At 41.5% G+C, this 23,758-nt stretch carries 25 protein-coding genes; 5 read left to right on the top strand and 20 right to left on the bottom strand.

Annotation, left to right across the window (positions count from 1 at the left end; all coding sequences use genetic code 11):
- Positions 1 to 73 precede the first annotated feature (73 nt).
- The 5 genes from ade to M1D81_RS07235 form a co-directional block, all read right to left on the bottom strand.
- Entirely contained in the window at positions 74 to 1,804 is a 1,731-nt protein-coding gene (gene ade, locus M1D81_RS07255; protein WP_456265170.1) for an adenine deaminase, read from the bottom strand.
- 263 nt (positions 1,805 to 2,067) lie between these two features.
- Entirely contained in the window at positions 2,068 to 2,736 is a 669-nt protein-coding gene (locus tag M1D81_RS07250) for a potassium channel family protein (RefSeq protein WP_456265171.1), read from the bottom strand.
- 37 nt (positions 2,737 to 2,773) lie between these two features.
- A complete protein-coding gene (locus M1D81_RS07245) occupies positions 2,774 to 3,610 on the bottom strand; it encodes a gamma-glutamylcyclotransferase (RefSeq protein WP_456265172.1) in 837 nt (278 codons plus the stop codon).
- A 4-nt stretch (positions 3,611 to 3,614) separates the two neighbouring features.
- Complete coding sequence (locus tag M1D81_RS07240) at positions 3,615 to 4,925, bottom strand: ATP-binding protein (protein ID WP_456265173.1); 1,311 nt, start codon at positions 4,923 to 4,925, stop codon at positions 3,615 to 3,617.
- Between the two features lie 143 nt (positions 4,926 to 5,068).
- On the bottom strand, positions 5,069 to 5,347 hold the full coding sequence (locus tag M1D81_RS07235) for an AbrB/MazE/SpoVT family DNA-binding domain-containing protein (RefSeq protein WP_024424746.1): 279 nt from the start codon (positions 5,345 to 5,347) through the stop codon (positions 5,069 to 5,071).
- 277 nt (positions 5,348 to 5,624) lie between these two features.
- Between M1D81_RS07235 and mreBH the strand changes: the two genes are divergently transcribed.
- From mreBH to M1D81_RS07220, 3 genes are all read left to right on the top strand, one after another.
- Positions 5,625 to 6,632 (top strand): rod-share determining protein MreBH, encoded by a 1,008-nt coding sequence (gene mreBH, locus M1D81_RS07230; protein WP_024424745.1) that lies wholly within the window; start codon positions 5,625 to 5,627, stop codon positions 6,630 to 6,632.
- A gap of 74 nt (positions 6,633 to 6,706) precedes the next feature.
- The gene (locus M1D81_RS07225) at positions 6,707 to 6,838 is read left to right on the top strand and encodes a protein YkpC (RefSeq protein ID WP_003210922.1); all 132 of its coding nucleotides are present in this window, start codon (positions 6,707 to 6,709) and stop codon (positions 6,836 to 6,838) included.
- Between the two features lie 107 nt (positions 6,839 to 6,945).
- Positions 6,946 to 8,178: an aminopeptidase gene (locus M1D81_RS07220; RefSeq protein WP_456265174.1), complete on the top strand. Its 1,233-nt coding sequence runs from the start codon at positions 6,946 to 6,948 to the stop codon at positions 8,176 to 8,178.
- A gap of 37 nt (positions 8,179 to 8,215) precedes the next feature.
- On the opposite strand, the gene M1D81_RS07215 is transcribed toward M1D81_RS07220, so the two are convergent.
- Positions 8,216 to 9,835: an ABC-F family ATP-binding cassette domain-containing protein gene (locus M1D81_RS07215; RefSeq protein ID WP_456265175.1), complete on the bottom strand. Its 1,620-nt coding sequence runs from the start codon at positions 9,833 to 9,835 to the stop codon at positions 8,216 to 8,218.
- A gap of 143 nt (positions 9,836 to 9,978) precedes the next feature.
- Between M1D81_RS07215 and M1D81_RS07210 the strand changes: the two genes are divergently transcribed.
- Positions 9,979 to 10,254 carry a hypothetical protein gene (locus M1D81_RS07210; protein ID WP_456265176.1) on the top strand — a complete coding sequence of 92 codons (276 nt, stop codon included), beginning with the start codon at positions 9,979 to 9,981 and terminating at the stop codon, positions 10,252 to 10,254.
- Between the two features lie 63 nt (positions 10,255 to 10,317).
- Here the strand turns inward: M1D81_RS07210 and lepB are convergent, their stop codons facing one another.
- The 8 genes from lepB to M1D81_RS07170 all read right to left on the bottom strand — a co-directional run bounded on the left by lepB (position 10,318) and on the right by M1D81_RS07170 (position 18,607).
- A complete protein-coding gene (gene lepB / locus M1D81_RS07205; protein ID WP_456267148.1) occupies positions 10,318 to 10,878 on the bottom strand; it encodes a signal peptidase I in 561 nt (186 codons plus the stop codon).
- Between the two features lie 223 nt (positions 10,879 to 11,101).
- Positions 11,102 to 12,991 (bottom strand): PTS fructose transporter subunit IIABC, encoded by a 1,890-nt coding sequence (locus M1D81_RS07200; RefSeq protein ID WP_456265177.1) that lies wholly within the window; start codon positions 12,989 to 12,991, stop codon positions 11,102 to 11,104.
- A 13-nt stretch (positions 12,992 to 13,004) separates the two neighbouring features.
- Positions 13,005 to 13,916, bottom strand: coding sequence for a 1-phosphofructokinase (gene pfkB / locus M1D81_RS07195; protein ID WP_456265178.1), 912 nt, complete (start codon positions 13,914 to 13,916; stop codon positions 13,005 to 13,007).
- Complete coding sequence (locus M1D81_RS07190) at positions 13,913 to 14,668, bottom strand: DeoR/GlpR family DNA-binding transcription regulator (protein ID WP_456265179.1); 756 nt, start codon at positions 14,666 to 14,668, stop codon at positions 13,913 to 13,915. Before M1D81_RS07190 ends, pfkB begins: the two co-directional genes overlap by 4 nt.
- A 318-nt stretch (positions 14,669 to 14,986) precedes the next feature.
- Positions 14,987 to 16,180: an ABC transporter permease gene (locus M1D81_RS07185; protein ID WP_456265180.1), complete on the bottom strand. Its 1,194-nt coding sequence runs from the start codon at positions 16,178 to 16,180 to the stop codon at positions 14,987 to 14,989.
- Positions 16,167 to 16,868, bottom strand: a complete 702-nt coding sequence (locus M1D81_RS07180; RefSeq protein WP_456265181.1) for an ABC transporter ATP-binding protein — start codon at positions 16,866 to 16,868, stop codon at positions 16,167 to 16,169. The genes M1D81_RS07185 and M1D81_RS07180 overlap by 14 nt, the downstream gene beginning before the upstream one ends.
- Complete coding sequence (locus tag M1D81_RS07175; protein ID WP_456265182.1) at positions 16,865 to 17,971, bottom strand: efflux RND transporter periplasmic adaptor subunit; 1,107 nt, start codon at positions 17,969 to 17,971, stop codon at positions 16,865 to 16,867. Before M1D81_RS07175 ends, M1D81_RS07180 begins: the two co-directional genes overlap by 4 nt.
- Before the next feature lie 9 nt (positions 17,972 to 17,980).
- Positions 17,981 to 18,607 (bottom strand): YIP1 family protein, encoded by a 627-nt coding sequence (locus M1D81_RS07170; protein ID WP_456265183.1) that lies wholly within the window; start codon positions 18,605 to 18,607, stop codon positions 17,981 to 17,983.
- Between the two features lie 517 nt (positions 18,608 to 19,124).
- Between M1D81_RS07170 and M1D81_RS07165 the strand changes: the two genes are divergently transcribed.
- Positions 19,125 to 19,502, top strand: a complete 378-nt coding sequence (locus M1D81_RS07165) for a Rok-like winged helix domain-containing protein (protein WP_024424734.1) — start codon at positions 19,125 to 19,127, stop codon at positions 19,500 to 19,502.
- Between the two features lie 47 nt (positions 19,503 to 19,549).
- Here the strand turns inward: M1D81_RS07165 and moaD are convergent, their stop codons facing one another.
- Genes moaD through M1D81_RS07135 form a run of 6 tightly spaced genes read right to left on the bottom strand, consistent with a single transcriptional unit; the run spans position 19,550 to position 23,685 of the window.
- Positions 19,550 to 19,783: a molybdopterin converting factor subunit 1 gene (gene moaD / locus M1D81_RS07160; protein ID WP_024424733.1), complete on the bottom strand. Its 234-nt coding sequence runs from the start codon at positions 19,781 to 19,783 to the stop codon at positions 19,550 to 19,552.
- Positions 19,776 to 20,267, bottom strand: a complete 492-nt coding sequence (locus tag M1D81_RS07155; RefSeq protein WP_456265184.1) for a molybdenum cofactor biosynthesis protein MoaE — start codon at positions 20,265 to 20,267, stop codon at positions 19,776 to 19,778. The genes moaD and M1D81_RS07155 overlap by 8 nt, the downstream gene beginning before the upstream one ends.
- Entirely contained in the window at positions 20,264 to 20,788 is a 525-nt protein-coding gene (mobB, locus tag M1D81_RS07150; RefSeq protein ID WP_073208298.1) for a molybdopterin-guanine dinucleotide biosynthesis protein B, read from the bottom strand. Before mobB ends, M1D81_RS07155 begins: the two co-directional genes overlap by 4 nt.
- Positions 20,770 to 22,047, bottom strand: a complete 1,278-nt coding sequence (locus M1D81_RS07145; protein ID WP_073205013.1) for a molybdopterin molybdotransferase MoeA — start codon at positions 22,045 to 22,047, stop codon at positions 20,770 to 20,772. The genes mobB and M1D81_RS07145 overlap by 19 nt, the downstream gene beginning before the upstream one ends.
- Positions 22,048 to 22,056: 9 nt before the next feature.
- A complete protein-coding gene (locus tag M1D81_RS07140; RefSeq protein WP_044335906.1) occupies positions 22,057 to 23,073 on the bottom strand; it encodes a thiazole biosynthesis adenylyltransferase ThiF in 1,017 nt (338 codons plus the stop codon).
- A 30-nt stretch (positions 23,074 to 23,103) separates the two neighbouring features.
- Complete coding sequence (locus M1D81_RS07135) at positions 23,104 to 23,685, bottom strand: molybdenum cofactor guanylyltransferase (RefSeq protein ID WP_456265185.1); 582 nt, start codon at positions 23,683 to 23,685, stop codon at positions 23,104 to 23,106.
- Between the last annotated feature and the right edge of the window lie 73 nt (positions 23,686 to 23,758).

The following is a 23,758-nucleotide window of genomic DNA, read 5'->3' as shown; positions in this document are numbered from 1 at the left end:
AGCCGTTTGGCTGTGTCTCTTTTTTCACCATTCATTGAAAAAACCGCATGGTACACATGCGGTTTCTCATTTTTTATGATTGAATTGGGAGATGCTGGAAGCTTCTGACATCAAACAAACCCTTTGTCGTCATTTTCACATCAGGAATAACTGGGAGTGCCAAGAAGGACAGCGTCAAAAATGGATTAAAATCTAAAGTAAAGCCTGTTTCTTTCAACGCTTCATGGAGTGCATGAAGGCTTTCATTTACAAGATGTGCCGGCTGATCTGAAAGTAAACCAGAGATCGGTAATGGCAGCGTATGAAGAGACTGGCCCTCTTTGACAACCGTCAAACCGCCCCCTGCTTCTTTTAATGCGTCAATGGCTTTCACGATATCAGCATCATTTGTGCCAACCGCAATTAAATTGTGAGAATCATGCGCAACCGTTGTTGCAATTGCGCCCTTTTCTAATCCAAAGCCGCTGACAACCCCTATCCCCATTTCAGATAAGCCTTGATGGCGTTCAACAAGCACCATTTTTAATACATCTCTTTCTGTATCACTAGTGAATTGTCCGTTCGTTTCTGATGGAGAGATGCGTTCTAATTTTGTTTCTAGCTGATTTGGAATAATGCGGATGACATTCATTTTTTGATGAGCTGTGATAGGCAGAGCCAGATCCTGCTCTTGAACGTCTATAGCATGAACAGATTGTAATAAGGCTGGACTTGGTGCAATTTTTTCGACACTTGGCTTGTACTCTCCATGCTGCGCTACCAATTCTCCTGCAATAAATACACTGGTGATGTCTACTTGATGAAGATCAGAGACGAGCATAAAATCAGCATCAAAGCCTGGCGCAATGGCTCCCTTTGTTTTGAGGCCAAAACACTCCGCTGCGTTTAAACTTCCCATTTGATACGCTAAAAATGGGTCTAACCCTTCTTTTATAGACATACGTACTTGTTCATCAATACTTCCTTCAGCCATTAAATCATCTAAATGTTTATCATCGGTACAAAAGAAAAAGCGTCTCGCATTCTTTTCATTCACAGCTGGTAAAACGTTTTTCACGTTTTTGGCAACAGAGCCTTCTCTCAGCATGACATACATGCCTCGTTTTACACGTTCAAGGGCTTCGCCGGCTGTTGTTACCTCGTGATCTGTTTGGACACTAGCTGTGCGGTAAACGTTTATTAATCGGTCCGTTAAGCCTGCTAAATGACCATCAATCAATTTATTCTCATTTTGAGCATCAAGCAGTTTTTGAAGCATATCTTCTTCAGCCTGCTCCACACCGACGTAATCCATCACCTCGGCAAGACCAAGAACCTCTTTCTCTTGATACAAAGGCTTTAAATCTTTCGCTTTTAAAACAGCACCTGATCGTTCAAAACTAACTGCCGGTACGCAGGATGGCAGCATGAAATAAATATTTAAGGCAGCTTTTCTCGCTTCTTCCAGCATAAAACGGATGCCTGTGATCCCTGACACATTGGCAATTTCATGCGGGTCTGTTACGACAGTTGTCACACCGCGCGGGACGACAGCTTTGGAGAATTCAGCAGGGGTCACCATAGAGGACTCGATATGAACGTGGCCATCAATAAAACCGGGTACAAGCATTTGACCTGCTGCATCCAGCTCCTGTTCCCCCTCGTACTCTCCAATCCCTACTATTTGTCCATTTTCAACAGCGACATCAGCGTCTAGCCATTCCTGGTTAAACACGTCCATAACCTTCGCATGTTTAATCACTAGGGCTGCTTTTTTTCTCTTTGCAGCTACCTCAATTTGATGTCTGAAAAGCTCCTTATCCAACGACACTGCCTCCTCCAAGTAAACAATATAATGTTTCTTATCGTAAACGAATCTGTTTGCCCAGTCAATGACATTTAGAGAAAATCATCCAGATAAAAAGACTGATTTTTATTTCTGAATAGTGATAATTGCATGAAAAATATAATGATTGGATTTTGCTCTTTATGCAGAACAAAACAGCCCTTTTAAAAGTCTTCTTTCCTCTTCACTGTCCACCCCATGTGTACAAATTCATATAAAAAAACACCCCGCTTAGGGAGTGTTTAATAGTCGTTCTGCATTTCTCGTTTTTCAAAACGTCCGATATCGGCAACTGCCCCGATGACAATCAGAATATCTTCTTTTTGAATCATTTCATCTGCGAGCGGTGAAACAATCACTTCTTTCCCCCGCTTAATCGCCACAATATTAATGCCATATCTCGCTCTAATATCAAGATCTAAAAGAGAATGCCCTGCAAGCCTGCTGTTGGCAACGATTTCAATGAGGCTGTACTCATCTGACAGCTCAAGATAATCTAATACATTATTGGAGATGATTTTATGTGCAATTCGTCTGCCCATGTCCCGTTCTGGATGAACGATGCGGTCAGCCCCAATTTTATTTAGTACCTTTTCGTGGTAATCGTTCTGTGCTTTTACTGTGACCGTTTTGACGCCAAGCTCTTTCAGCATAATCGTCGTTAAAATACTGGCCTGAATGTTTTCACCAATCGCAACGATGACATGATCAAAATTGCGGATACCAAGATTTTTTAAAACAGATTCGTCCGTCGAATCACCAATGACCGCATGTGAGGCAATTTTCGCGTATTCGTTCACTCGATCTTCATTCATATCCATGGCCATGACTTCAAGTCCTTCTTCGCTCAGCGCCTTGCAAATACTTCCGCCAAAGCGTCCAAGACCAATGACTGCATATTCCTTTTTCATGTTCAGACTCCTTTTATCTCACTTACCATGCATTTTACTACGGTTTGATTAATGAATCCATATGCGAGCGAATTTTTTTGCGGAACGCTTCACTTAAGTAAAGATCTGCTCCTTTTTCAATTTCACTGCGGTAATGACCTGGAGGAGCAATTTCTTCGCTCTTTTGAAGAACTAGAAAGGTTAAACAGTCCGCATATATGTGATCACCTATTTTGACATCGACAAAAGCTGGACGATATGTGCCCTTATAGACGCCTTCTCGTTTGTACAAATATCGAATGGCATCAAAAGGAACCTCATATAAAACGCCCTCTGTTTCTCCGCCGTCTTCTACCATATCGGCTCTTGATCCATCAGGCCTTACCAATGTAAATCTAGTTGTAAAGCCGTTCAGTGCACCGCCGCCGACGATTTGTTTAAAATAATGATCGACTTCCGCCAGCTTAAATCTTGCATCATCCATACAGGAGCCATAGGCAAAATAATAGAAGGATGCCGGCTTCTGCTGCCACAGTCTATATTCCTTCCAGCAGCCGCTCTCGATCTCCTTCAGCGCTGATGCCTTCTGCTTTGATAAAGTGTATGTGACAGCCGCCACCAGCCCTTGGTCTGTCATGACATCGACCGCCTGCTTGTCATACCCTTCCTCAAGTAAATCTATCTTATTCAGCGTGCTTGCGGTTACCTCGTACAATTCTCCATATACTGTGCTTTTCTCTTCTAGCACGCACGCTGGGTATCCTTGACCTGTATCATAGATTCTGCCGCTGATCCAAGCTGATTTAGCTAATGGCCTGCTTTCTTTCATATACAACTCGTGGTGCTCTTCATGCTGCAGAAGCGTCCCATATACAAATAAAGCTTTCGCCTTCATGAAATCACGTCCTCTCGCCTTGCTGCTGTCTGCATTTTTGCCACACAGGTAAATAGATATGAAAAGCTGTACCTTTTCCCAGCTTACTGACCACATCCATCCTACCGTGATGATCTTTTAAAATCGCTGCACAGATGGTGAGGCCAAGTCCCGTCCCTTCTGTTTTCGTGGAGAAGAAAGGATCATATATTTTCTGAATATCCTCTTCAGACATCCCTTTTCCTTCATCTTGAATGGTAATTTTCCATTCGTTCATCACTTTTTCTGTTGATATGTATATGCTGCCGCCTTCAGGCATTGCCTCAATGGCATTTTTGATTAAATTAATGAACAGCTGCTTCATTTGATTAGCGTCTGCTAATATAGCGCCGGCATCCTGCTTTTTAAATGGCTGTTTGAGATCAATATTCGAAAGGACTGCATTGGTTTTCAGCAATGTAATGACCTGCTCTAACAGTCCATGAAGCTGAACTTCTTGAAAATGAACCGACTGCGGCTTTGCCAGCACAAGCAGCTCACTTAAAACAAAATCAATCCGTTTAATTTCAGAAAAGATAATGTCAAAATAATCGGTTCTTTCAGGATATTGTGTTTTCATCAGCTGCAAAAAGCCGTTTACTGAGGTCAGCGGATTTCTGACTTCATGGGCGATTCCAGCGGCTATTTGTCCTGCAACGGCCAGCTTTTGCGCCTGCATTTGCACTTGTTGATTTGATCTTTCAAGTTCAAGCTTTGCCAGCTTTTGTTTTGTAATATCTGCAACTGTTCCAATACCTCCAGTAAACTGGTGCTGCTCATCAAAGTAGAGCTTATAATGAACGTCTCCCCATACTTTCTTCCCCTCTTTATGAAGAAGCTGCAGCTCGATCCGCCCTGAATCTTTATGCTCTTTGATGACAGATGACAAATGCTGAATAACTCTTTCTTCTTGATCAAAGTACTGATTGTACATCGTACCTAGACATTCATCTATGTCGTAGCCGGTCATTTGTTTCCATGCTTGATTTAAGAAGATGATGTGCCCTTTTTCATCTGTTTCAAAGACAATTTCTTGCAAGTTATCTGTAATTCGATTCAGCCGCTCTGTCAGTTCGTGTGCTTCTTTTTCTCTCTTATTTAGATCAGACACAAGTAAATTCAAGCGGTCTACATATCCTGAGACAACCCAGATCCCTGCTAACACAACGACTGTAAAGGCTAGATCGAGCGGCCAATTAATTTGATAGCCGCCTAGATAATAAAAGAAATCCCAGCTTATGATTAAGATAAATGCAAGAACAGATAACACGATCCGCACTTGATATGTTTTGTTCAAATGATTCCACCTGCCGCCCTGAGATTCTTTGTCAATTGTACCATTTTCCACTTATTTTTTGAGGGAGATGGGGCATTTTTAAGGAACTTTTTTAAAGAAAAAAGCCTGTTCTCAGCACAAAGGAAGAGAGCAGGCTATTTTAATTACTTCTGAAGAGCTTCTTGCAGCTCTTTTAACAGCAGTTCTGCGCCTTCAGCGCTTAATGTAATTTGACCATTTCCATATTCATGGTTCTCTGATGTAATCTCACCAGTCATGAGACAAACGCCCTCTGGCTGATATTTTTTCAAGACGATTTTATCTCCATCTATAAAAAATTCCATACTGTCTTTAATAGCGATATCAAGTGCTCTTCTCAATTCGATTGGCATCACAATACGCCCTAGTTCGTCTACTTTTCTTACGACTCCGATAGATTTCAATTTCGTTCCCTCTTTCTTTCATTAGCTCAAGATCAATCTGTTTTTTCACCAATTGATATATCGTAGACGTAAGAGATTCTTAAAAGGTTTCTCCTCTATAAAAATTTTTTTCATAAAAGAAAAAACAAAGGGAAAATTTATTGTGATTGTCAAAATGATACTTGAATTTTACAGATTCATTTCAAGGTGATCACAAACCCCCACAAATGACATCACCCCTCTGAACTTTTAAATGTAAAATTGTTTAAAACAGCAAAAATAGAGATTGGGTGAAAACATGTTTCAAAATGCCGAAATTGGAATTGATTTAGGAACAGCTAACATATTGGTTTATAGTAAAAATAAGGGGATTATTTTAAATGAACCGTCCGTCGTAGCAGTCGATACAGAAACAAAGACTGTACTTGCCGTCGGATCAGAAGCAAAAGAAATGATCGGAAAAACACCTGGAAAAATTGTTGCGATCCGTCCGATGAAAGACGGTGTCATCGCTGATTATGATATGACAACAGATTTACTTAAACAAATCATGAAAAAAGCAGGAAAAAATATCGGGTTTACCTTCAGAAAGCCAACTGTCGTTGTATGTACACCCTCTGGTTCAACAGCTGTTGAGCGCCGCGCCATCAGCGATGCTGTGAAAAACTGCGGAGCAAAACATGTGCATTTAATTGAAGAACCTGTTGCAGCTGCAATCGGTGCTGATCTTCCGGTAGACGAGCCTGTTGCGAACGTCGTAGTCGATATTGGCGGCGGAACAACAGAAGTTGCGATCATTTCATTTGGCGGCGTTGTCTCTTGTCATTCAATTCGAATTGGCGGCGATCAGCTGGATGAAGATATCATTACGTTTGTCAGAAAGAAATATAACCTATTAATCGGCGAACGGACTGCCGAGCAGGTGAAAATGGAAATTGGGTATGGTCTTATTGAGCATGAGCCTGAATCATTAGAAGTGCGCGGGCGCGATCTTGTGACAGGTCTGCCAAAAACGATCACACTTGTTTCTCATGAAATCCAAGGCGCGATGCGAGAATCACTTCTTCATATTTTAGAAGCGATCCGTGCCACATTAGAAGACAGCCCTCCAGAACTAAGCGGAGATATTGTAGACCGCGGCGTCATTTTAACTGGCGGAGGTGCTCTTTTAAATGGAATTCAAGAATGGCTTTCTCAAGAAATTGTTGTTCCAGTCCATATTGCAGCCAATCCACTTGAATCTGTTGCAATTGGAACAGGCCGTTCATTAGAAGTGATCGACAAATTGCAAAAAACTTTAAAATAATCTTCTTGTTCTACTTCTTTTTTTGTCATTTCGATCATATCGTGAGAAATGGATAAACGTGAAGGAGGAAGAACATGTTGCTTGATTTAGGTAAACGGGTCGTTGTCACAGTCATTTTAACAGGTATTATTTTAGGAGGAATGAGCCTGTCGTTTTCACATATGCCGCCTTCTAATGCACAGCCTGTGAAACAACTGAACCGCTAAAAAAGCCGCACAAAAGCGGCTTTTTTATTTTGGCTTTAAACGGGCTCCCCATTTTCCTTTTCGGTCATAAATCTGATATGATGAACATGACTAAAGGAGGGTTTTTTATGAGTTCATTTGAAAAACAACTAGATCAATATGCAAAGACCATCGTTGAAGTCGGTGTGAATGTACAAAAGGGGCAGGAAGTCGTTGTATCCGCATTTAATGAATCCGCACATCTTGTTCGTCTTGTAGCGGAACACGCGTATGAGCGCGGGGCGAAAAACGTACATATCCGCTGGAGTGATGGTGTTCTCACCCGTTTAAAGTATGAACATGCGCCACAGGATGTATTTGAGCAATTCCCTGAATGGGAAGCACAGATGATGGAAACCATCGCAAAACGCGGAGGCGCTTTTATTACCATCCTGTCAGAAAGCCCTGACCTTTTGCGAGGCATTGATTCGAAAAAAATCGCTGCACAGCAAAAAGCTGCTGGTTCAGCACTACATACATATCGTCAATACGTTCAATCTGACAAAGTCGCTTGGACAGTCGTAGGTGCTGCATCAAAAGAATGGGCGAAAAAGATTTTCCCTGATCATACAGATGAAGAAGCTGTCACGTTATTGTGGGATCAAATCTTTAAAGTCGCACGCGCTGATCAAGCAGATCCTGTTGAGGCTTGGAAAAAGCACGATGCGTCATTAAATGAAAAAGTCAAAATACTCAATGAACGCCACTACCATAAGCTTCATTATGAAGCACCAGGCACAGACTTAACGATCGAGCTTCCAGAGCAGCATATTTGGGTAGGCGCTGGCAGCGTAAGTGAACGCGGCGTCTCGTTCATGGCCAACATGCCGACAGAAGAAGTCTTTACCGTACCGAAAAAAGATGGTGTAAACGGGACAGTCTCAAGCACAAAGCCGCTCAGCTATGCTGGAAACATCATTGATGAATTTTCATTAACCTTTGAAAATGGCCGGATTGTGGATGTGAAAGCAAAAGAAGGCGAAGATATTTTAAAATCTCTCGTTGAAACAGATGAAGGCTCTCATTATCTAGGTGAGGTTGCCCTCGTACCAGATGATTCACCAATTTCTAACTCAAATATTCTTTATTACAATACACTTTACGATGAAAATGCATCAAACCACCTTGCCATCGGCAGCGGATATGCGTTTAATATCGAAGGCGGAAAAGAAATGAAACGAGAAGAATTGGATGCTGCGGGTGTGAACAGCAGTATTACACACGTTGATTTTATGATTGGTTCAAAGGAAATGAATATTGATGGAATCACAAAAGACGGGAAACGCGAACCGATCTTCCGAAATGGAAACTGGGCAATTTAATCAAAAAAGACATCCACATCTGGATGTCTTTTTTGATTTATGCGTAAAGCTCTTCAAGTCTTTTTTGGATGTCTTGATCTGATAAGAACTCATCATATGTTGTTTGTTTATCGACAATGCCATTTGGCGTCACTTCGATAATCCGGTTTGCGACTGTTTCCACAAACTGATGGTCATGAGATGAGAAGAGCATGGCTCCTTTAAAGCTCATGAGGCCGTTATTCAGCGCTGTAATGGATTCTAGGTCTAAATGGTTCGTTGGCTCATCCAGCAGCAAAATATTCGCTCCAGACAGCATCATTTTTGATAACATACAACGAACCTTTTCTCCTCCTGATAAGACACTTGCTTTTTTCTTCACTTCTTCCCCTGAGAAAAGCATACGTCCTAAGAAACCACGCAAGAAACTTTCACTTTGATCATTCGGAGAATATTGACGAAGCCAATCAACAAGATCAACATCGTTTCCTTCAAAGTATTCACTATTGTCTTTCGGGAAATAGGCTTGTGACGTTGTGACGCCCCATTTATATGATCCACTGTCTGGCTCCATTTCACCAGCAAGAATTTTAAATAAAGTGGACACAGCAAGCTCATTACGGCTTAAGAACGCAATTTTATCTTCGCGGTTCATAATGAAGCTGACATTATCAAGTACTTTCACACCGTCAATTGTTTTTGATAGACCTTCTACTTGAAGGACATCATTTCCGATTTCGCGCTCTGGCGCAAAATGAACATACGGATATTTACGTGAAGACGGCTTAATGTCATCTAATGAGATTTTATCAAGCAATTTCTTTCTTGATGTCGCTTGCTTCGATTTAGAAGCGTTCGCACTAAACCGGGCAACGAATTCTTGAAGCTGCTTAATTTGTTCTTCTTTTTTCTTATTCGCTTCTTGGCTTAGTTTCAGCGCTAACTGGCTGGACTCATACCAAAAATCATAGTTACCGACGTATACTTGGATTTTTCCGAAATCAAGGTCCGCAATATGTGTACATACTTTGTTTAAGAAATGACGATCATGCGACACGACGATGACGGTATTTTCAAAGTTAATGAGGAACTCTTCGAGCCACTGGATTGCTTGTAAGTCCAAATGGTTCGTCGGCTCATCGAGAAGAAGAACATCAGGCTTGCCAAATAAAGCTTGAGCTAAAAGTACTTTTACCTTTTCAGAACCGCCAAGCTCAGACATTTTCTTCGATTGAAGGCTTTCTGGAATGCCAAGACCCTTTAGTAGAATCGCTGCTTCACTTTCAGCTTCCCAGCCGTTTAATTCAGCAAACTCACCTTCAAGCTCTGCTGCACGAATCCCGTCTTCATCTGAGAAATCAGGTTTCATATAGATCGCATCTTTCTCCTGCATCACGTCATATAGACGTTTGTGACCCATGATGACGACTTTCAGCACTTCAAACTCTTCGTATTCAAAGTGGTTCTGTTTTAAAATCGCTAAACGCTCACCAGGACTCATATGAACATCGCCCGTTTGAGGCTCAATTTCTCCAGAAAGAATTTTTAGGAACGTTGATTTACCAGCTCCATTGGCACCAATTAATCCGTAGCAGTTGCCAGGAGTGAATTTAATATTTACTTCTTCAAATAGTTTACGATCAGCAAAGCGCAAACTAACATTATTTACTGCAATCATTTATTAATCCTCCATCACTCATTCATCATTATGAAGTATAACATGAATAACGTTTGATAGAAACGTCTCTCGCTAAGAAGGAAGGCTTTTTGTCTATTATGATATAATAAACGGGAAGGATTGATTGAAGGAGTTCGGACGATTTGAGATTACTCACACTGATGGAATACTGTTTATTGATTTTCTTCATGGGCATTTATTTATCTGCAACAGGCTTTAATGCGAGGGACTTTGGCCTTTATATTGGGCTTGTCCTCATTTACACACTGGTTCACATCTTTTCCAAACGCTTTTTACAAAAACGGGGAAAAGAAAACCAAAAGATCGGATTGTTTCGATCCGTTTTAGCCATTACCGGATCTGTATTCGCTTCTGTTTTAGCGATTGTGATCATTGTGACGATGCTCACGCCAAATTAAAAACGACCCTTCTGTAAGGGTCGCTCGTTCAAGCACCTTTCTCTTGCCCATGAGAAGGTGCTTTTATTTTGTCTGTCGAATGTCGCCAAATGGGAAGAAAACAAATTCTGATGTCCCGAGAACCCGATCCTTTTCAATGAGGCCAAGTCCATTTCTGCTGTCCATGGAATTTAGTCTGTTGTCCCCCATTACAAAGAAATCGTTTTTTGGTACTTTCACTGGACCAAAATCTCCAGTTAAATGCACTTCATACTCTTTCGCATGCGCCTTGTTCTCTTTTAAATAAGGCTCATCTACTTTTTTACCATTAATGTAAAGCGTATCATCCTTCATTTCAATCGTATCACCTGGAAGGCCGATCAATCGTTTGACATAATGAATCTTCTGACCATCTTTTCCATTAATAATCACGATGTCACCGCGCTTCACACCACCGAGATAGTTAATGGTTTTGTTGACAAACAGCTTCTCCCCGTCATGAAGCGTCGGTTCCATTGACTCTCCTTCCACCACATACGGTTCAAATATAAACGTACGGATGAGCAAGACGAGCGCAAGTGCGATTAAAATGGCTTTGATCCATTCAAACAGTGAACTTTTCTTCTCTGTTTTGGCTTGCTTCACATCAGATTGAATTTCATTTTCGTTTTGTTTGTTTTCTTCGTTCAAAATACTGCTTCCTCCTAAGACTTTCTGCTAAAAGACTTGAAACGTGAATTGAATAACTTTACTTTATCATATGTCATTTGAAAATTCACAAGACAACCATCTAATTAGATATTTTTTCCTAATTCACTGATGATTAAACAAAAAGAAGCACCGTTTTTCACGATGCTTCTCTTCTGCATTACGCCTCTTGCCTGACTGGTTTTTTCAAAATACCCAGTAAAATCGCTGTCACAACGGCACCGATTAAGATGCTGATGATATAAAGAACTGGATGATTTGTTACCCAGAAAACAAATAGTCCGCCATGCGGTGCAGGAAGCGTCACTCTAAAGAATTCCGTTAATCCGCCAGCAACTGCTGCACCAATAACAGCTGAAGGAATCACACGAAGAGGATCTGCCGCTGCAAATGGGATCGCTCCTTCAGTGATGAAGGCAGCTCCCATGAAGTAACATGTAATCCCTGCTTCACGGTCACGTTTTGAGAACTTATTTCTAAAGATCGTTGTTGCAAGTGCAATACCTAGTGGTGGAACCATTCCGCCTGCCATAATCGCAGCATGCGGTGCATAGTTGCCAGCAGCAATCATTGCAAGACCAAATGTGTAAGCCGCTTTGTTAATTGGGCCTCCCATATCAATTGCCATCATACCCGCTAAAATAATACCCATTAAGACAAGGTTTCCAGTACCTAATGATTCAAGCCAATGTGTTAATCCGTCCATCACCATTTTCACTGGTGTGTTGACAATATAATGCATGATAATGCCTGTGAAGAAAATACCGAACAATGGATACAGCAGAACCGGTTTAATCCCGTCGAGTGTCTGCGGTACGAATGTGAATACTTTTTTAAGCAGCACAACAATGTAACCTGCTAGGAAACCAGCAATCAGTCCGCCTAAGAACCCTGCACCTGCTGCTGATGCCATAAAACCACCGACCATACCCGGCGCAAAACCTGGACGATCTGCAATACTCATGGCAATAAATCCAGCTAATACCGCAACGATTAAGGCAAGTGCATTATCGCTGCCAATTCCTTTTAAGACAGCTGCAAATGAATTAAATGAAGGATCCTTAGGATCTGCTGAGTTAATCCCCCAGAAGAATGAAATCGCAACAAGGATACCGCCTCCGACAACAAATGGAAGCATGTTACTTACACCACTCATTAAGTGCTTGTAAAATCCGCTTCTTCCTTTGCCAGATGATTCATTTTCGTCTTTAGAAGAACTGCCGCCTGAACCTTTATAAATCGGCGCATCTTGATTGATTGCTTTTTCGATTAATTCCTGCGGACGGCGAATACCAGCTGTTACAGGGACTTCAATGACATGTTTGCCTTTAAAGCGTTCCATTTCAACTTGCTTGTCCGCTGCCACAATGATGGCTGGTGCCTCTTCGATTTCTTTTGCTGTAAGGGCATGTTTAATACCGCCAGAGCCGTTTGTTTCAACTTTAATGTCAACGCCCATTTCTTTTGCTTTTTCTTTCAAAGCATCTGCTGCCATAAATGTATGGGCAATGCCTGTCGGGCAAGCGGTTACCGCTAAAATTTTAGCAGGTTTTCCTTCTGCAGCCGGCTCCTCTTGAACTTCTTCTTCTTCATCATCTTGATCATGTGTATTGATGATCTCAATGATTTCATCTTCAGTCGCCGCTTCAAGGAGCTGCTTTCGAATTTCTTCACGCATAAGAAGTGTGGATAAACGAGAAAGTGCCTCTAAGTGCGTGTTGTTTGCGCCTTCAGTTGCGGCAATCATAAAGACAAGATGACTCGGCTGTGCGTCTAGTGATTCATAATCTACACCAGCAGTTGAGCGGCCAAATGCAATGGCAGGCTCTTTTACACTTGCTGTTTTAGCGTGCGGGATGGCAATTCCTTCGCCAATACCAGTAGAGCTCTGTTTTTCACGATTGATCACAGCTTCTTTATAGCCCTCTTTATCATTTAACTTGCCTGCTGTATCTAAAACAGTGACCAGCTCTTCAATGACAGCTTCTTTCTGCTGGCTGTCTAATTGAAGCTTAATGGTATGCTTCGTGAGTAGTTCTGTAATTTTCATGATGACTCCTCCTTTAAATACGTGTGACTTTTACTTGTGGTAATAGTGTGTCAACAAGCTCTTTTGTACCAAGCTCCTCAGAAAAGGCTGTAGCGCTTCCTGAAGTAACACCAAGCTTAAATGAATCTTCAATTGAAAGGCCTTTTGAAACGCCGGCTAAAAACCCTGCAACGACTGAATCCCCTGCTCCAACTGAATTAACGAGCGTTCCCTTTGGAACATTGGACTGATAGATTCCTTCTTTACTGAATAAAAGGGCCCCATCTCCAGCCATGGAGACGATGACATGTTCAGCACCTTGTTCTAACAGCTTTTTCCCATAAGGAATTGCTTCTTCTGCTGATGAAATACTCGTCTCAAACATTTCACCAAGTTCATGATGATTTGGCTTCATTAAGAACGGTTTTATGTCTGCTGCTTTTTTTAACGCTTCGCCAGAAATATCAAGAACAACTCTTACACCTTGCTCTCTGCAAACTTCAGCAATACGCTCATATGTGTTATGAGGTAATGAAGAAGGAATGCTACCAGCTAAAACCACGACATCTCCTTCAGTCAATGAAGAAAATTGAGATAGAAACGACTCAAATTGCACTTCAGTAATAGATGGACCGAGTCCGTTGATTTCTGTCTCTTCACCTGTTTTTAGTTTCACATTGATTCTTGTATCTTCTGACACCTCGTGAAAGGCTGTTTGTAATTGTTCGTTCTGTAAAAAATCTTGAATATATTTGCCTGTAAATCCACCAATGAATCCAAGTGCTTTTGATTCAACACCGTGACGTTTTAATAGCCTTGAGACATTGATTCCTTTACCACCTGGATATTTTTGATCATAGGTTGAACGATTTAATCCGCCGACTGCAAAATCCTCCACGTGTACGATGTAATCAACTGATGGGTTTAAAGTAACTGTATAAATCATGATTTCACTACCTTTATAACCGTTTTTTCATGGTAATTATCGAATGAATCCTCTTTTGCGTCGTTTGTGATAATGGTGGCTTCCTGTAAACTAGCAAAGGCTGAAAACGATATTTCGCCAAACTTCGAGGCATCTGATAAGATATAGGTTTTTTTCGCCTGTATCATGGCTCTTTTTTTCATGAGTGCTTCCTCTGGATCAGGCGTTGTAAAACCCGCCTCGGGATGGATGCCGTTTGTCCCAACAAAGCTTTTGTCAAAACGATAATTTTCCATCGCTGTCAAAGCTGCGGCTCCCACCATGGCTCCTGTTCGATGTTTCACTGATCCGCCTATCAAGTAAAAGGTAATGCCTTTTCTCATGAGTGCTTCAATGTGCATCACACCGTTTGTCACCACGACAATATCTTGGTCTGGATCGATATATTCAATCATTTGCTGTGTGGTTGTACCTGCATCTAAATAAATACAGTCGCCCTGTTTTAAAAGAGATGCCGCTGCCTCTGCTACCATTGACTTTTCTTGAAGGTTTTTGGCAGATTTCTCAAATACATCTGGTTCAAGGCGAATACTCGAAATCTTGGCTGCTCCTCCATGAACCCTTTTCAGAAATCCTTTTTCTTCAAGGGCTGATAAATCTCTTCTAATTGTAGATTCAGACGCATCCGTCATCATCGTTAAGTCCTGTATTTTAATGACATCATTTTCTTCTAAGCTGTCGATAATGAGTTGATGTCTTTCCGGTGTTAACATGAGAACACCCCTTTTGAAAACGTATTCATTTTGCGCGCACCTTTATTGTAATCGCTTTTTTCAACATTATCAATACAAAACAATCAAATACATTCAATAACTATCAAAATCTTTCACCATGGTCATCTTACCTTTATATGTACCATTTGTAAACTGAAAAATATGTGACATTAAGATGAAAGTCATGATATTAGCATTTCTATCATTTTTTATTTCATTCAATGGAACTAAAAAAAGCTTTTATGCGATTTGCATAAAAGCTTTTGATGGGTAATGAAGGCGAATGTAAACCGTTTGTATACTTTTTTCTTCTCCGCATTATTCATACCTGAGCGATACAATAGGGTCGAGTCTCGCTGCTTTATTCGCAGGAATCAACCCAAAAATAATACCAATGAGCATACTAAACAGTACGCCTCCACAAACCACTTGCCAAGATACGAGAGACGGCCAGCCGGCAAATAGTGATACTAGTGAAGCACCGCCCAAACCAAGGGCAATCCCCATCAGCCCGCCGATGAGTGTTAAAACGACAGACTCAATTAAAAACTGAACGAGAATTTGCGCCCTTGTTGCGCCCATCGCCTTTCGAATACCGATTTCTCTTGTCCTCTCTGTCACAGAAACGAGCATAATATTCATCACACCGATGCCGCCGACAAGTAAAGAGATTCCGGCTATTGAGCCAATGATCGTTGTCATAACGGACGTTATTTGACCGATCCCTTCTGCAATTTCTTCCATATTGATCATTTCGTAAGCATCTTCTGTATGATGATTTTCGTTTAATATGGCAGCCGCGCTCTTTCCTACTTCCTTCATTTGATCCGCATGTGCGATTTGAATAGACAACTTATCATATTCATTCATACCAAATGTGGAGGTAAGCATCGCAAATGGGACATATATTTCATTCATATCAAATGAAAACATCCCTTTCTGTTTTGCTAACACACCGATGACTTCAACCGGCTGTCCGTTCATCCAAATCAGTTTGCCTAATGCCTTTTGTCCGTTGAATAGTTCTTTTTGTAAGCCATCTGAGATGAGAGCAGCTCTTCTGCCGCTTCTAAAGTCAATATCTCGTAAATTCTGTCCCTCAGCGATTTGTAATGAATGTACATCCGTATACCCCTCATTTATGCCGTTAACTGTCGCATCAACTGTCGTATCTTGAAATCTCAGCTGCATTCCTTGTGCAGTCGAGGAAGCGACCTGCTTCACCCCATTGATTGTCCTAATGCTTTTTATGTCTTCCTCAGTAAATGCGGCTTCGAATAAGGCATTTGGATTTGCATTCAATTCTTCGTCAGAAGGCGTATATGTCATATCAATGGTATTGTTTGGACCTGAAATCGATCCTTTTAACATTTGCTCACCGCCTTGACCGATCGCCACAACTGCAATGACTGATCCAACACCAATAATAATCCCAAGCATCGTTAAAATAGAACGTAATTTATGAGCTAAAACCGAATTCAGCGCTATTTTGATATTTTCAAAGAGTTTCATTCATAGCGTCCCCTTGTATCCATCTATCTTCAACAAGCCGTCCATCTCTCACAACGACCGTACGGTTTGTATGCGCAGCTATTTCTTCTTCATGGGTGACAAGAACAACGGTTGTTCCTTCCTCATTCAGCTGTGTAAACTGTTCCATAATTGACAAGCTTGTTTTTGAGTCGAGAGCACCAGTCGGTTCATCTGCTAAAATAAGCTGAGGCTTATTGACAATCGCTCGTGCAATTGCCACCCTTTGTTTTTGCCCTCCTGACAACTCACTTGGCATATGTTTCATTCGATCTGCCAAACCAACCTTTTCAAGTGCCAATTCCGCACGTTCTTTTCTTTCCTTTTGGCTGATCCCAGCGTAAATCATTGGCAGTTCAACATTGCGCCTCGCATTTAACCTTGGCAGAAGGTGAAATTGCTGAAAAACAAATCCAATGGATTGATTTCGAATGACCGCAAGCTCTTGATCCTTTGCTGCTGACAGCTCTATACCTTGAAAATGATATTGTCCTGTCGTCGGGCGGTCTAAACAGCCAATAATATTCATTAATGTTGACTTTCCAGAACCGGACGGACCCATAATGGACATATACTCGCCTTTTTCAATGACAAGATTCATGTCACTTAATACATCAAATGTTTCGTGTGCGACTTCATAGCTTTTTGTTACGTTGGAAAGCTGAATCATTCAGCATTCACTTCCATTCCGTCATACATGTCATCTGTTGGATGAGCAATGATTTGATCTTCTGCCTTGACACCTTTTGTCACTTCAAGATCATGACCTGACGTTTCCCCTATGACCACTTTTATTTTTTTCAGTACATTTTTTCGAACAACATAAACGTATTGTCCATCAGTCTCTTTTTTTACTGCTGTTTCAGGAATCGTTTGCGCTTGGCGCTTATCTGTTTCAATTTCCATGATCATTTTAAAACCAGGCTTCGCCTCAGGTTTCTTTCCCTTTATTTCAACTTCAACAGGATATTGAACCGTTTGATCGCTCAAAGTTGTTTCGGCTGCAGTCTGGATAGGAACAGCGCCCACTTTTTTCACGACTCCTTGCCAGCTCTTCCCGCGAATGACATCAGACGTTACCTTCACTTTTTGTTTCTTTTTGATTTTGATGGCATCATACTCTGAGATCAAACCCCGCACAATCATTTTTTTCTCATGACCAATATGGATGATCGGCTGCCTTTCTTCCGGCCCCTCAGCTCCGGCCTCTTGCTCAATGGAAATGACTGTTCCATCAATTTTACTATGTACGGTTAAATCTTCTATTTGCGCCTTTACTTTTTCTTGGCTGATCTCTGCTTGCTTTTGTTCTAATTCAGCCGCTTTCAGTTCTAATTGAAGCTGATCTCGCTCGCTTTTAGCATTAGCGTCAGATCCGCCTGCTTTTTTCTCATCTAATTCACTCAGCCTTTTTTGCAATTGTTCCAGTTTTAATGTACTTGACTCAGCCGCTAGTGCTTGCTGCTGCTCCTCAAGCTCCAGTTCCTTGTTTTCATATGTAAGAAGCGGCGTACCAGCCTTTACCTTTTCCCCTTCTTTCACAGCAATTCCCTTCAATTTCCCCTTTTCCTCTTCTTCATAGATGAACTGCTCTTCAGAGAACGAAAGTGTCCCGGGTGTCATCACCGTAGATGTGATTTCTTTCGGCGTGAGTTTGACTGTTTTAATCGCTGCTGTAGAAGCAGGCTTTGCTTGGTTTTTCGCAATATTAAATCCAATAAATAGTCCAATCACAATAATTAAAATAGATCCGATGATGATTTTCTTTCTCATAAAAACCTTCTACCCCCAGCTTACTGATATGTTAATTGCTGTTCCTATATATTGAAAAATTAACGATAAGATATAAAAAACGCCTATCATCACCCAAGAAATTCTCGGTGATATACGCCCAACTCGGATGAATAAAAAGCCTGTTAAAACAAGATTCCAGATCACAAAAAGATCGATATTGGCTAACACCGCCTGCCATGGACCAGAAATTCGAATGAGCGCGTTTAACGAGGTAACCGTGATGTCTTTTGGAACATGAAAAAGGATTACTGCCAAATGAGAAATAATCGTTCCAATGATCGTAACGGGCGTAATGAACAGGACCGCTGAAAACAGCTGCCGAAATGATGCATCACCTTTCGCTAAAAATACGATGAACTTATATATAGCTGCATTGATGACAATGCCAAATACCAGGCCAATGAGCGTCACCACATAAACAACAGGTACCGGCAAACTTAAATCTGCCCACATTCCCTTATTTACGAGCTCAGACAAATAAGTCACAACGACTGTTAAAATAAGCACACAAGATAAAGGCCACCAAACAACTGGATGTTCCCATACTCTTTTCAGGTGCTCTGATGGTCTTGTGCTCACTCCAATGATCGTAGGTTTTTGCATGTTTTCTTTCATCAAATGTCATCCTCTCTATGTCAAGCAAGTATGCAAACGCACAATGACGCTCTTTTTCTTTCTATTTTATCAAAAGATTGCCAATAAGTGATCGATCATTTAATTTTCTTATTTTCGTTGAGAAAAAATTTTATCTATTATTCTATTTTCACGAATGAAACCCTTCAAATGACCTCATGATCCGACCATATTCATATCAAGAATCGTGCTTTTACTGACTTAAAAACATTTTATTAAGTAAACAATATGTCTTTCGGAATAAATATCCTTTTCTTTTGGATTCGCATGGTCTTACATAGACACAACAATTTTTTGTTAAAATAATCCTAGTAATTTCGGCAAATCCCGGCTTTATAGGACTATGAATGGTTTCTTTTACAGAACAAATAAGTCTTTAGTATCAATACTTTCATATTAAAAAATTAAAAATAAAGGGATTTTACTTGATCAAAAGTTATTTTTTCATATAATGTAAAATAGAGGTAGGTTAAATGATAGTGGAAATGGAGTCAAGTGAATGTTAAGAGAAAAATTGAAAATGCAATTGATTTTACTGTATGAAAAGGAACAAGAAGCATGGCAATACTTTCGAAAGGAAAGAGAATCGATTTATCATGAGCTCAAATTACTTGATATGAAAGAAAGCAGACCTTCTAACGACAAAATATACTACGCTGCAAGATGTGTAGATATTATTAAAGAGAAAAAGGGAAGCATTGTGAGCACAAAAGAATTAAAGGAACAGCTTCAAGCTCAAACAGATTTCAATGTGAGACGAATCAGCGAATTGTATGATCTCATTCAGCAGCTCGATCCTCACATTTCTAAAGCAAGAAGGGGATGTTTTATTTACGAAGATCACACCCAAGCACCTCTACAAACTTTTCACACATAAAAAATTGGTTACAGCCGGGTGGCCATAACCAAATCCTCTAATATCTATTATCCACCACTTACAGGAGGAATGAGTGCAACAGTGTCCCCGCTACGCACTTCAGCATTTCCCCTCGTATATATTTCGTTGACTGCAACCATTACATTTTGTGCAGCATCAACACCATATACCTCCTGTAATTCTATTTTAATCTCATCAACCGTTGTTTGATCTTTTTGAATGATGATTTGTTGTTTACCGGCCTTCTCAGCAAGGCCGGCGAACAATAACACATTAATCATGCTGATCACCTTCTTTCTCTGCAAGTTGAAGATGGCTAGGTTTACCTTCTGGATATGAAACCATTTCAAGCTGATCACCTATCCAGGCCTCTCCATCTTCCCAATATTCTTTTTTCCAAATAGGAACGATTTCCTTGATTCGTTCAATAGCATATTCATTGGCTTCGTAGGCAGCCTTCCTATGAGGAGACGAAACGGCGATCGCAACAGCAATATCGGTTATCTCAAGTGTTCCAATTCGGTGCACAATCGCAGCTTCAGTGTCAGGCCACCGATTCTTCATTTCTTGTCCAATTTGCCTTAGCATGTTTTCAGCCATTGGTATGTATGCTTCGTAGGTTAAACGCAATGTTTTCTTGCCGTTTGTCCATTCTCTGACCGTCCCGATAAACGTTGTAATGGCTCCTGCCTTTCGTCTTGTCACATGCTGAATCAATTCGTTTACCTCAATCGGCGTTTTTGTTATTTTAAAAAGTTCGCTCAAAACGTGCCGCCTCCCTTCAATAAGTGAAAAGCAAATGTCATCCCGCGCTTATCAAAAGCTGAAAACACAGGAAACGGGTAATTTTCGGTTAATGGATCCTCTTGAGAAAAATAAATAGCTGCTTGTATATTAGAAAGAGTTGAAAGGTCAATAAGCTCCTCTTCATTCTTGACACAAACGATTTTGCGATAAGGCGCCTGTTTGTACCCCTCTATGAGAACAGCGTCTAACGGAAGATGCTGACACATGTTGAGCAGCTGCTCTAACGTGATGTGCTGCATCGAAAAGTGAAATTCACCCTCTCCTTCCACACCTGCGGCATATGCACCTGCCTGAATATATCGATCAGTATCTTTTTCTTTGAAAAGAAGATCTGGTGTCCCGCCATGTCCATGGTGTTTAAAGCAGCCTAGCTTCAGCCCTTCACATTCAGCCAGCTGACAGAGCTTTTCGATCAACGTGGTCTTGCCGCTATTTTGATAACCGACCACCTGTAATATGCTTAATTTGTCATCCAGCATGGAGACCCACCGCCTTTGTGCTGAAACAGCAGAACATCAACTTGATCACCTGCTTGAAAACCTCTTGTTCCCCCAGGCAGCACGATGAAACAGTCAGCCTCTGCAATAGAGGTCACTGCACTTGATTTATCAAGACCTGTTGGAGTCACACTGATCTGACTGCCAGTGAATTGAAGGGCCGCCCTGACAAAACGAGTGAACGGATTGGCTTTTGGAAAATCATGTGTGAGTTTCGCCTCAGCGAAGCCGGGAAACGGATTTTCTTTCCTATACCATTTATAAATGATCGGTTTCACAAATAATTCAAAGCCCACAAAACAGGCAGCAGGGTTTCCGGACAGCCCAAACAGCAATTGACCATTCGGCATTGCAGCCACAGTCGTCACACTTCCAGGTCTCATGGCTACTTTATTAAACAAGACCTTGGCTCCCAGCTTTTCATAAATGGCAGGCAGAAAGTCAAAATCGCCCACTGACACACCGCCTGTTGTGATCAGAATGTCTACCTTGCTCATGGCTGCTTTTACTGCATGATAACTTTTGTCAAAATCATCGGAGACTCTGCCTAAATCAAGCGGCTCAGCTCCGGCCTCAAGTACTTGCGCATAGACCATACTAAGATTACTATTTCTAATCTTGCCGTCCACCATGGCATCACTTACTTGAAGAAGCTCTGTGCCTGTTGAGATAATGCCAATCACCGGTTTTTTGACAACTGGCACTACCGAATATCCGAATGTCGCCAATAGAGCCGTGACGCCAGGAGTGACATCTGTTCCTTTTCTGACCATCACGTTTCCTTTAAGTACCTCTTCTCCTTGACGAGAAATATTGTCTCCCTTTTTCAGCGGTCTTTTCAGTGACATGAATGATTTGCCGCCTTTTTCAAAAGGCTTCGTCAGTTCAATCATGATAACGACATTTGCGCCATTTGGAATTTTTGCTCCTGTCATAATACGAATGGCCTGAAAGGGACCGATAGTTTTTGCTGAGACCATTCCTGCACCAATATGATCAATGACCTCGAATTCAACTGGATGCGCACTTGACGCTTCTTTTGTATCTTCTGCCCGAAGTGCAAAGCCATCATACGGAGAACGATCAAAAGCCGGAACATCATGGTCTGCCAAAATATCTTCTGCAATAAACCGTCCAAGGCTGTCTTTTAAAGGGACCCATTCTATTTCTCCATGTTTTTCGTATTGGTGGACTTTCTTTATGGCCTCTTCTACTGGTATTGGCTGCCGTCTTTCCATCACACATCACTCCTATATCCCTAGCAGTCTTGCTAGTAATGAATTGGCTTCTTTTTCATCATTTGTTCCATGGATTAATGCACGTCCCCCTTTGAAACAGACCATTCGGTAGTTTTCGTAGCGTACATGGATTAAGAAGTCGTTTACTTCCACCTCACATATAGATGAGAGCCGCTCTTTTATATGCTGAAATGATAGTTTTGCTAAATCCTTCGATACAATTTGAACGGTGTCACGTCCGCAAAGGACCGTCGATTTTTTACGCTGATCATGTAAATAAGGATAGGTTCTTGCCGTGCCGCAAGTTGGACAGGTCTTCTCTTTAGTGCGAGATAAATCCATTTTAAATGATGTAGACTGCCAAAGATCAAACGTGACAAATTTCCGCTCGATTTGCTCTTCATGACCTGTTAAATATTTGAGTGCCTCTGTTTGCTGATAAGCAGAAACCATTTGAACGGCAGGTGAAATAATCCCCGCTGTATCGCACGTCAAGCCGCCAACAGGCATTGCCGTGAACACACATGATAAACATGGCGTTTTATCCGGCAATATGGTCATATACATCCCCTGACTGCTCACACAAGCGCCATATATCCACGGCGTCTTCGTTTCTAGTGATAAATCATTCATCACCATTCTTGTCTCAAAATTATCTGTTGCATCAATGACGATATCTGCTCTCTGGAATAACGGCCTTAACAGCTCCGCCCCTGCATCTTCAATCAGGGCGTGTATCGTCACTTCATGATTGATCTGCTCGAGACGTTTTTTTGCCGCAGCTGCTTTTGGCACATGTGCGTTTGCATCATGTTCCGTGTACAGCTGCTGCCGCTGTAAATTTGAAAATTCCACATAATCACGATCGACAATCGTCAGCGTACCGATGCCAGACCGAACAAGCCCTTCCGCAGAGGCGGTACCAAGAGCACCGGCTCCAACGATCAGAACATGACTTTCAGCCAGCGCATGCTGTCCTTTTTCCCCAACCGGAGGGAACAAGATTTGTCTTGAATATCGGTCATTCAATGCTGTTCTCTCCTCACCGTTTTTTATGTATCATATCATACCGTTTTCAGGTAAATCGCTTCTTTTATTGATATTACGAAATTCATTTGATGTCACGTTCAGTTCTTCCTCTGAAACGATACGCACTTGAAGCTTTTGAAGCAAGTCTTTAACGGCTAATTGATTCTCTTTTAAACAAGCGCGAATAAATGGCAGAGAGCGGCGGTGATAAAGCGCAAATAAAGGCTGTAATCTGCCCTCAACACGCGGGATGATGGCGTCTGCGTGCTCGCTGCAATAGGACGATAATACTTTCGCCGTTTCCTTCCGTATGAAAGGCATGTCACATGCCGTCACTAAATACCATGCTGCCTCTTGCTTTTGCATCGCCGTATATATGCCGGCAAGCGGTCCGCATCCGCGCACCTCTTCATCATCTAACCACACACTTTGTTCACCTCTTGCTTTGAAAAAAGGAAGAAGCGACGGATGACTGATGATGACCGTCTGCCCTTCTAAAAGCTGCTTTTTCACATGTTCATATAATGGTTTCCCCTGATACATATGACTTGCCTTTGGCTCTCCAAAGCGTCTGGAAGCTCCTCCAGCTAAAATCACATTCACTACGTGCATCCTCTCTCTCATCCTCCTTTGATATGGTTGTTCTAATCGCACTCCTTTCGCATACTTTATTGGTAACATGAAT

It is taken from the genome of Bacillus sp. JZ105 (assembly GCF_053903125.1).
The sequence above is the reverse complement of the archived record's forward strand: the minus strand, read 5'-3'. Positions and strand labels throughout refer to the sequence as shown.

Excerpts from the sequence above, each read along its gene's own strand:
- M1D81_RS07215 (WP_456265175.1), bottom strand. The coding sequence starts at position 9,835 with ATGATTGCAGTAAATAATGTTAGTTTGCGCTTTGCTGATCGTAAACTA.
- M1D81_RS07165 (WP_024424734.1), top strand. The coding sequence starts at position 19,125 with ATGTTAAGAGAAAAATTGAAAATGCAATTGATTTTACTGTATGAAAAG.
- M1D81_RS07220 (WP_456265174.1), top strand. The coding sequence starts at position 6,946 with ATGAGTTCATTTGAAAAACAACTAGATCAATATGCAAAGACCATCGTT.
- M1D81_RS07170 (WP_456265183.1), bottom strand. The coding sequence starts at position 18,607 with ATGAAAGAAAACATGCAAAAACCTACGATCATTGGAGTGAGCACAAGA.
- mreBH (WP_024424745.1), top strand. The coding sequence starts at position 5,625 with ATGTTTCAAAATGCCGAAATTGGAATTGATTTAGGAACAGCTAACATA.
- pfkB (WP_456265178.1), bottom strand. The coding sequence starts at position 13,916 with ATGATTTATACAGTTACTTTAAACCCATCAGTTGATTACATCGTACAC.
- M1D81_RS07245 (WP_456265172.1), bottom strand. The coding sequence starts at position 3,610 with ATGAAGGCGAAAGCTTTATTTGTATATGGGACGCTTCTGCAGCATGAA.
- M1D81_RS07175 (WP_456265182.1), bottom strand. The coding sequence starts at position 17,971 with ATGAGAAAGAAAATCATCATCGGATCTATTTTAATTATTGTGATTGGA.
- mobB (WP_073208298.1), bottom strand. The coding sequence starts at position 20,788 with ATGCTGGATGACAAATTAAGCATATTACAGGTGGTCGGTTATCAAAAT.
- M1D81_RS07225 (WP_003210922.1), top strand. The coding sequence starts at position 6,707 with ATGTTGCTTGATTTAGGTAAACGGGTCGTTGTCACAGTCATTTTAACA.
- M1D81_RS07200 (WP_456265177.1), bottom strand. The coding sequence starts at position 12,991 with ATGAAAATTACAGAACTACTCACGAAGCATACCATTAAGCTTCAATTA.
- M1D81_RS07185 (WP_456265180.1), bottom strand. The coding sequence starts at position 16,180 with ATGAAACTCTTTGAAAATATCAAAATAGCGCTGAATTCGGTTTTAGCT.
- M1D81_RS07180 (WP_456265181.1), bottom strand. The coding sequence starts at position 16,868 with ATGATTCAGCTTTCCAACGTAACAAAAAGCTATGAAGTCGCACACGAA.
- M1D81_RS07190 (WP_456265179.1), bottom strand. The coding sequence starts at position 14,668 with ATGTTAACACCGGAAAGACATCAACTCATTATCGACAGCTTAGAAGAA.
- M1D81_RS07250 (WP_456265171.1), bottom strand. The coding sequence starts at position 2,736 with ATGAAAAAGGAATATGCAGTCATTGGTCTTGGACGCTTTGGCGGAAGT.
- M1D81_RS07135 (WP_456265185.1), bottom strand. The coding sequence starts at position 23,685 with ATGCACGTAGTGAATGTGATTTTAGCTGGAGGAGCTTCCAGACGCTTT.
- moaD (WP_024424733.1), bottom strand. The coding sequence starts at position 19,783 with ATGATTAATGTGTTATTGTTCGCCGGCCTTGCTGAGAAGGCCGGTAAA.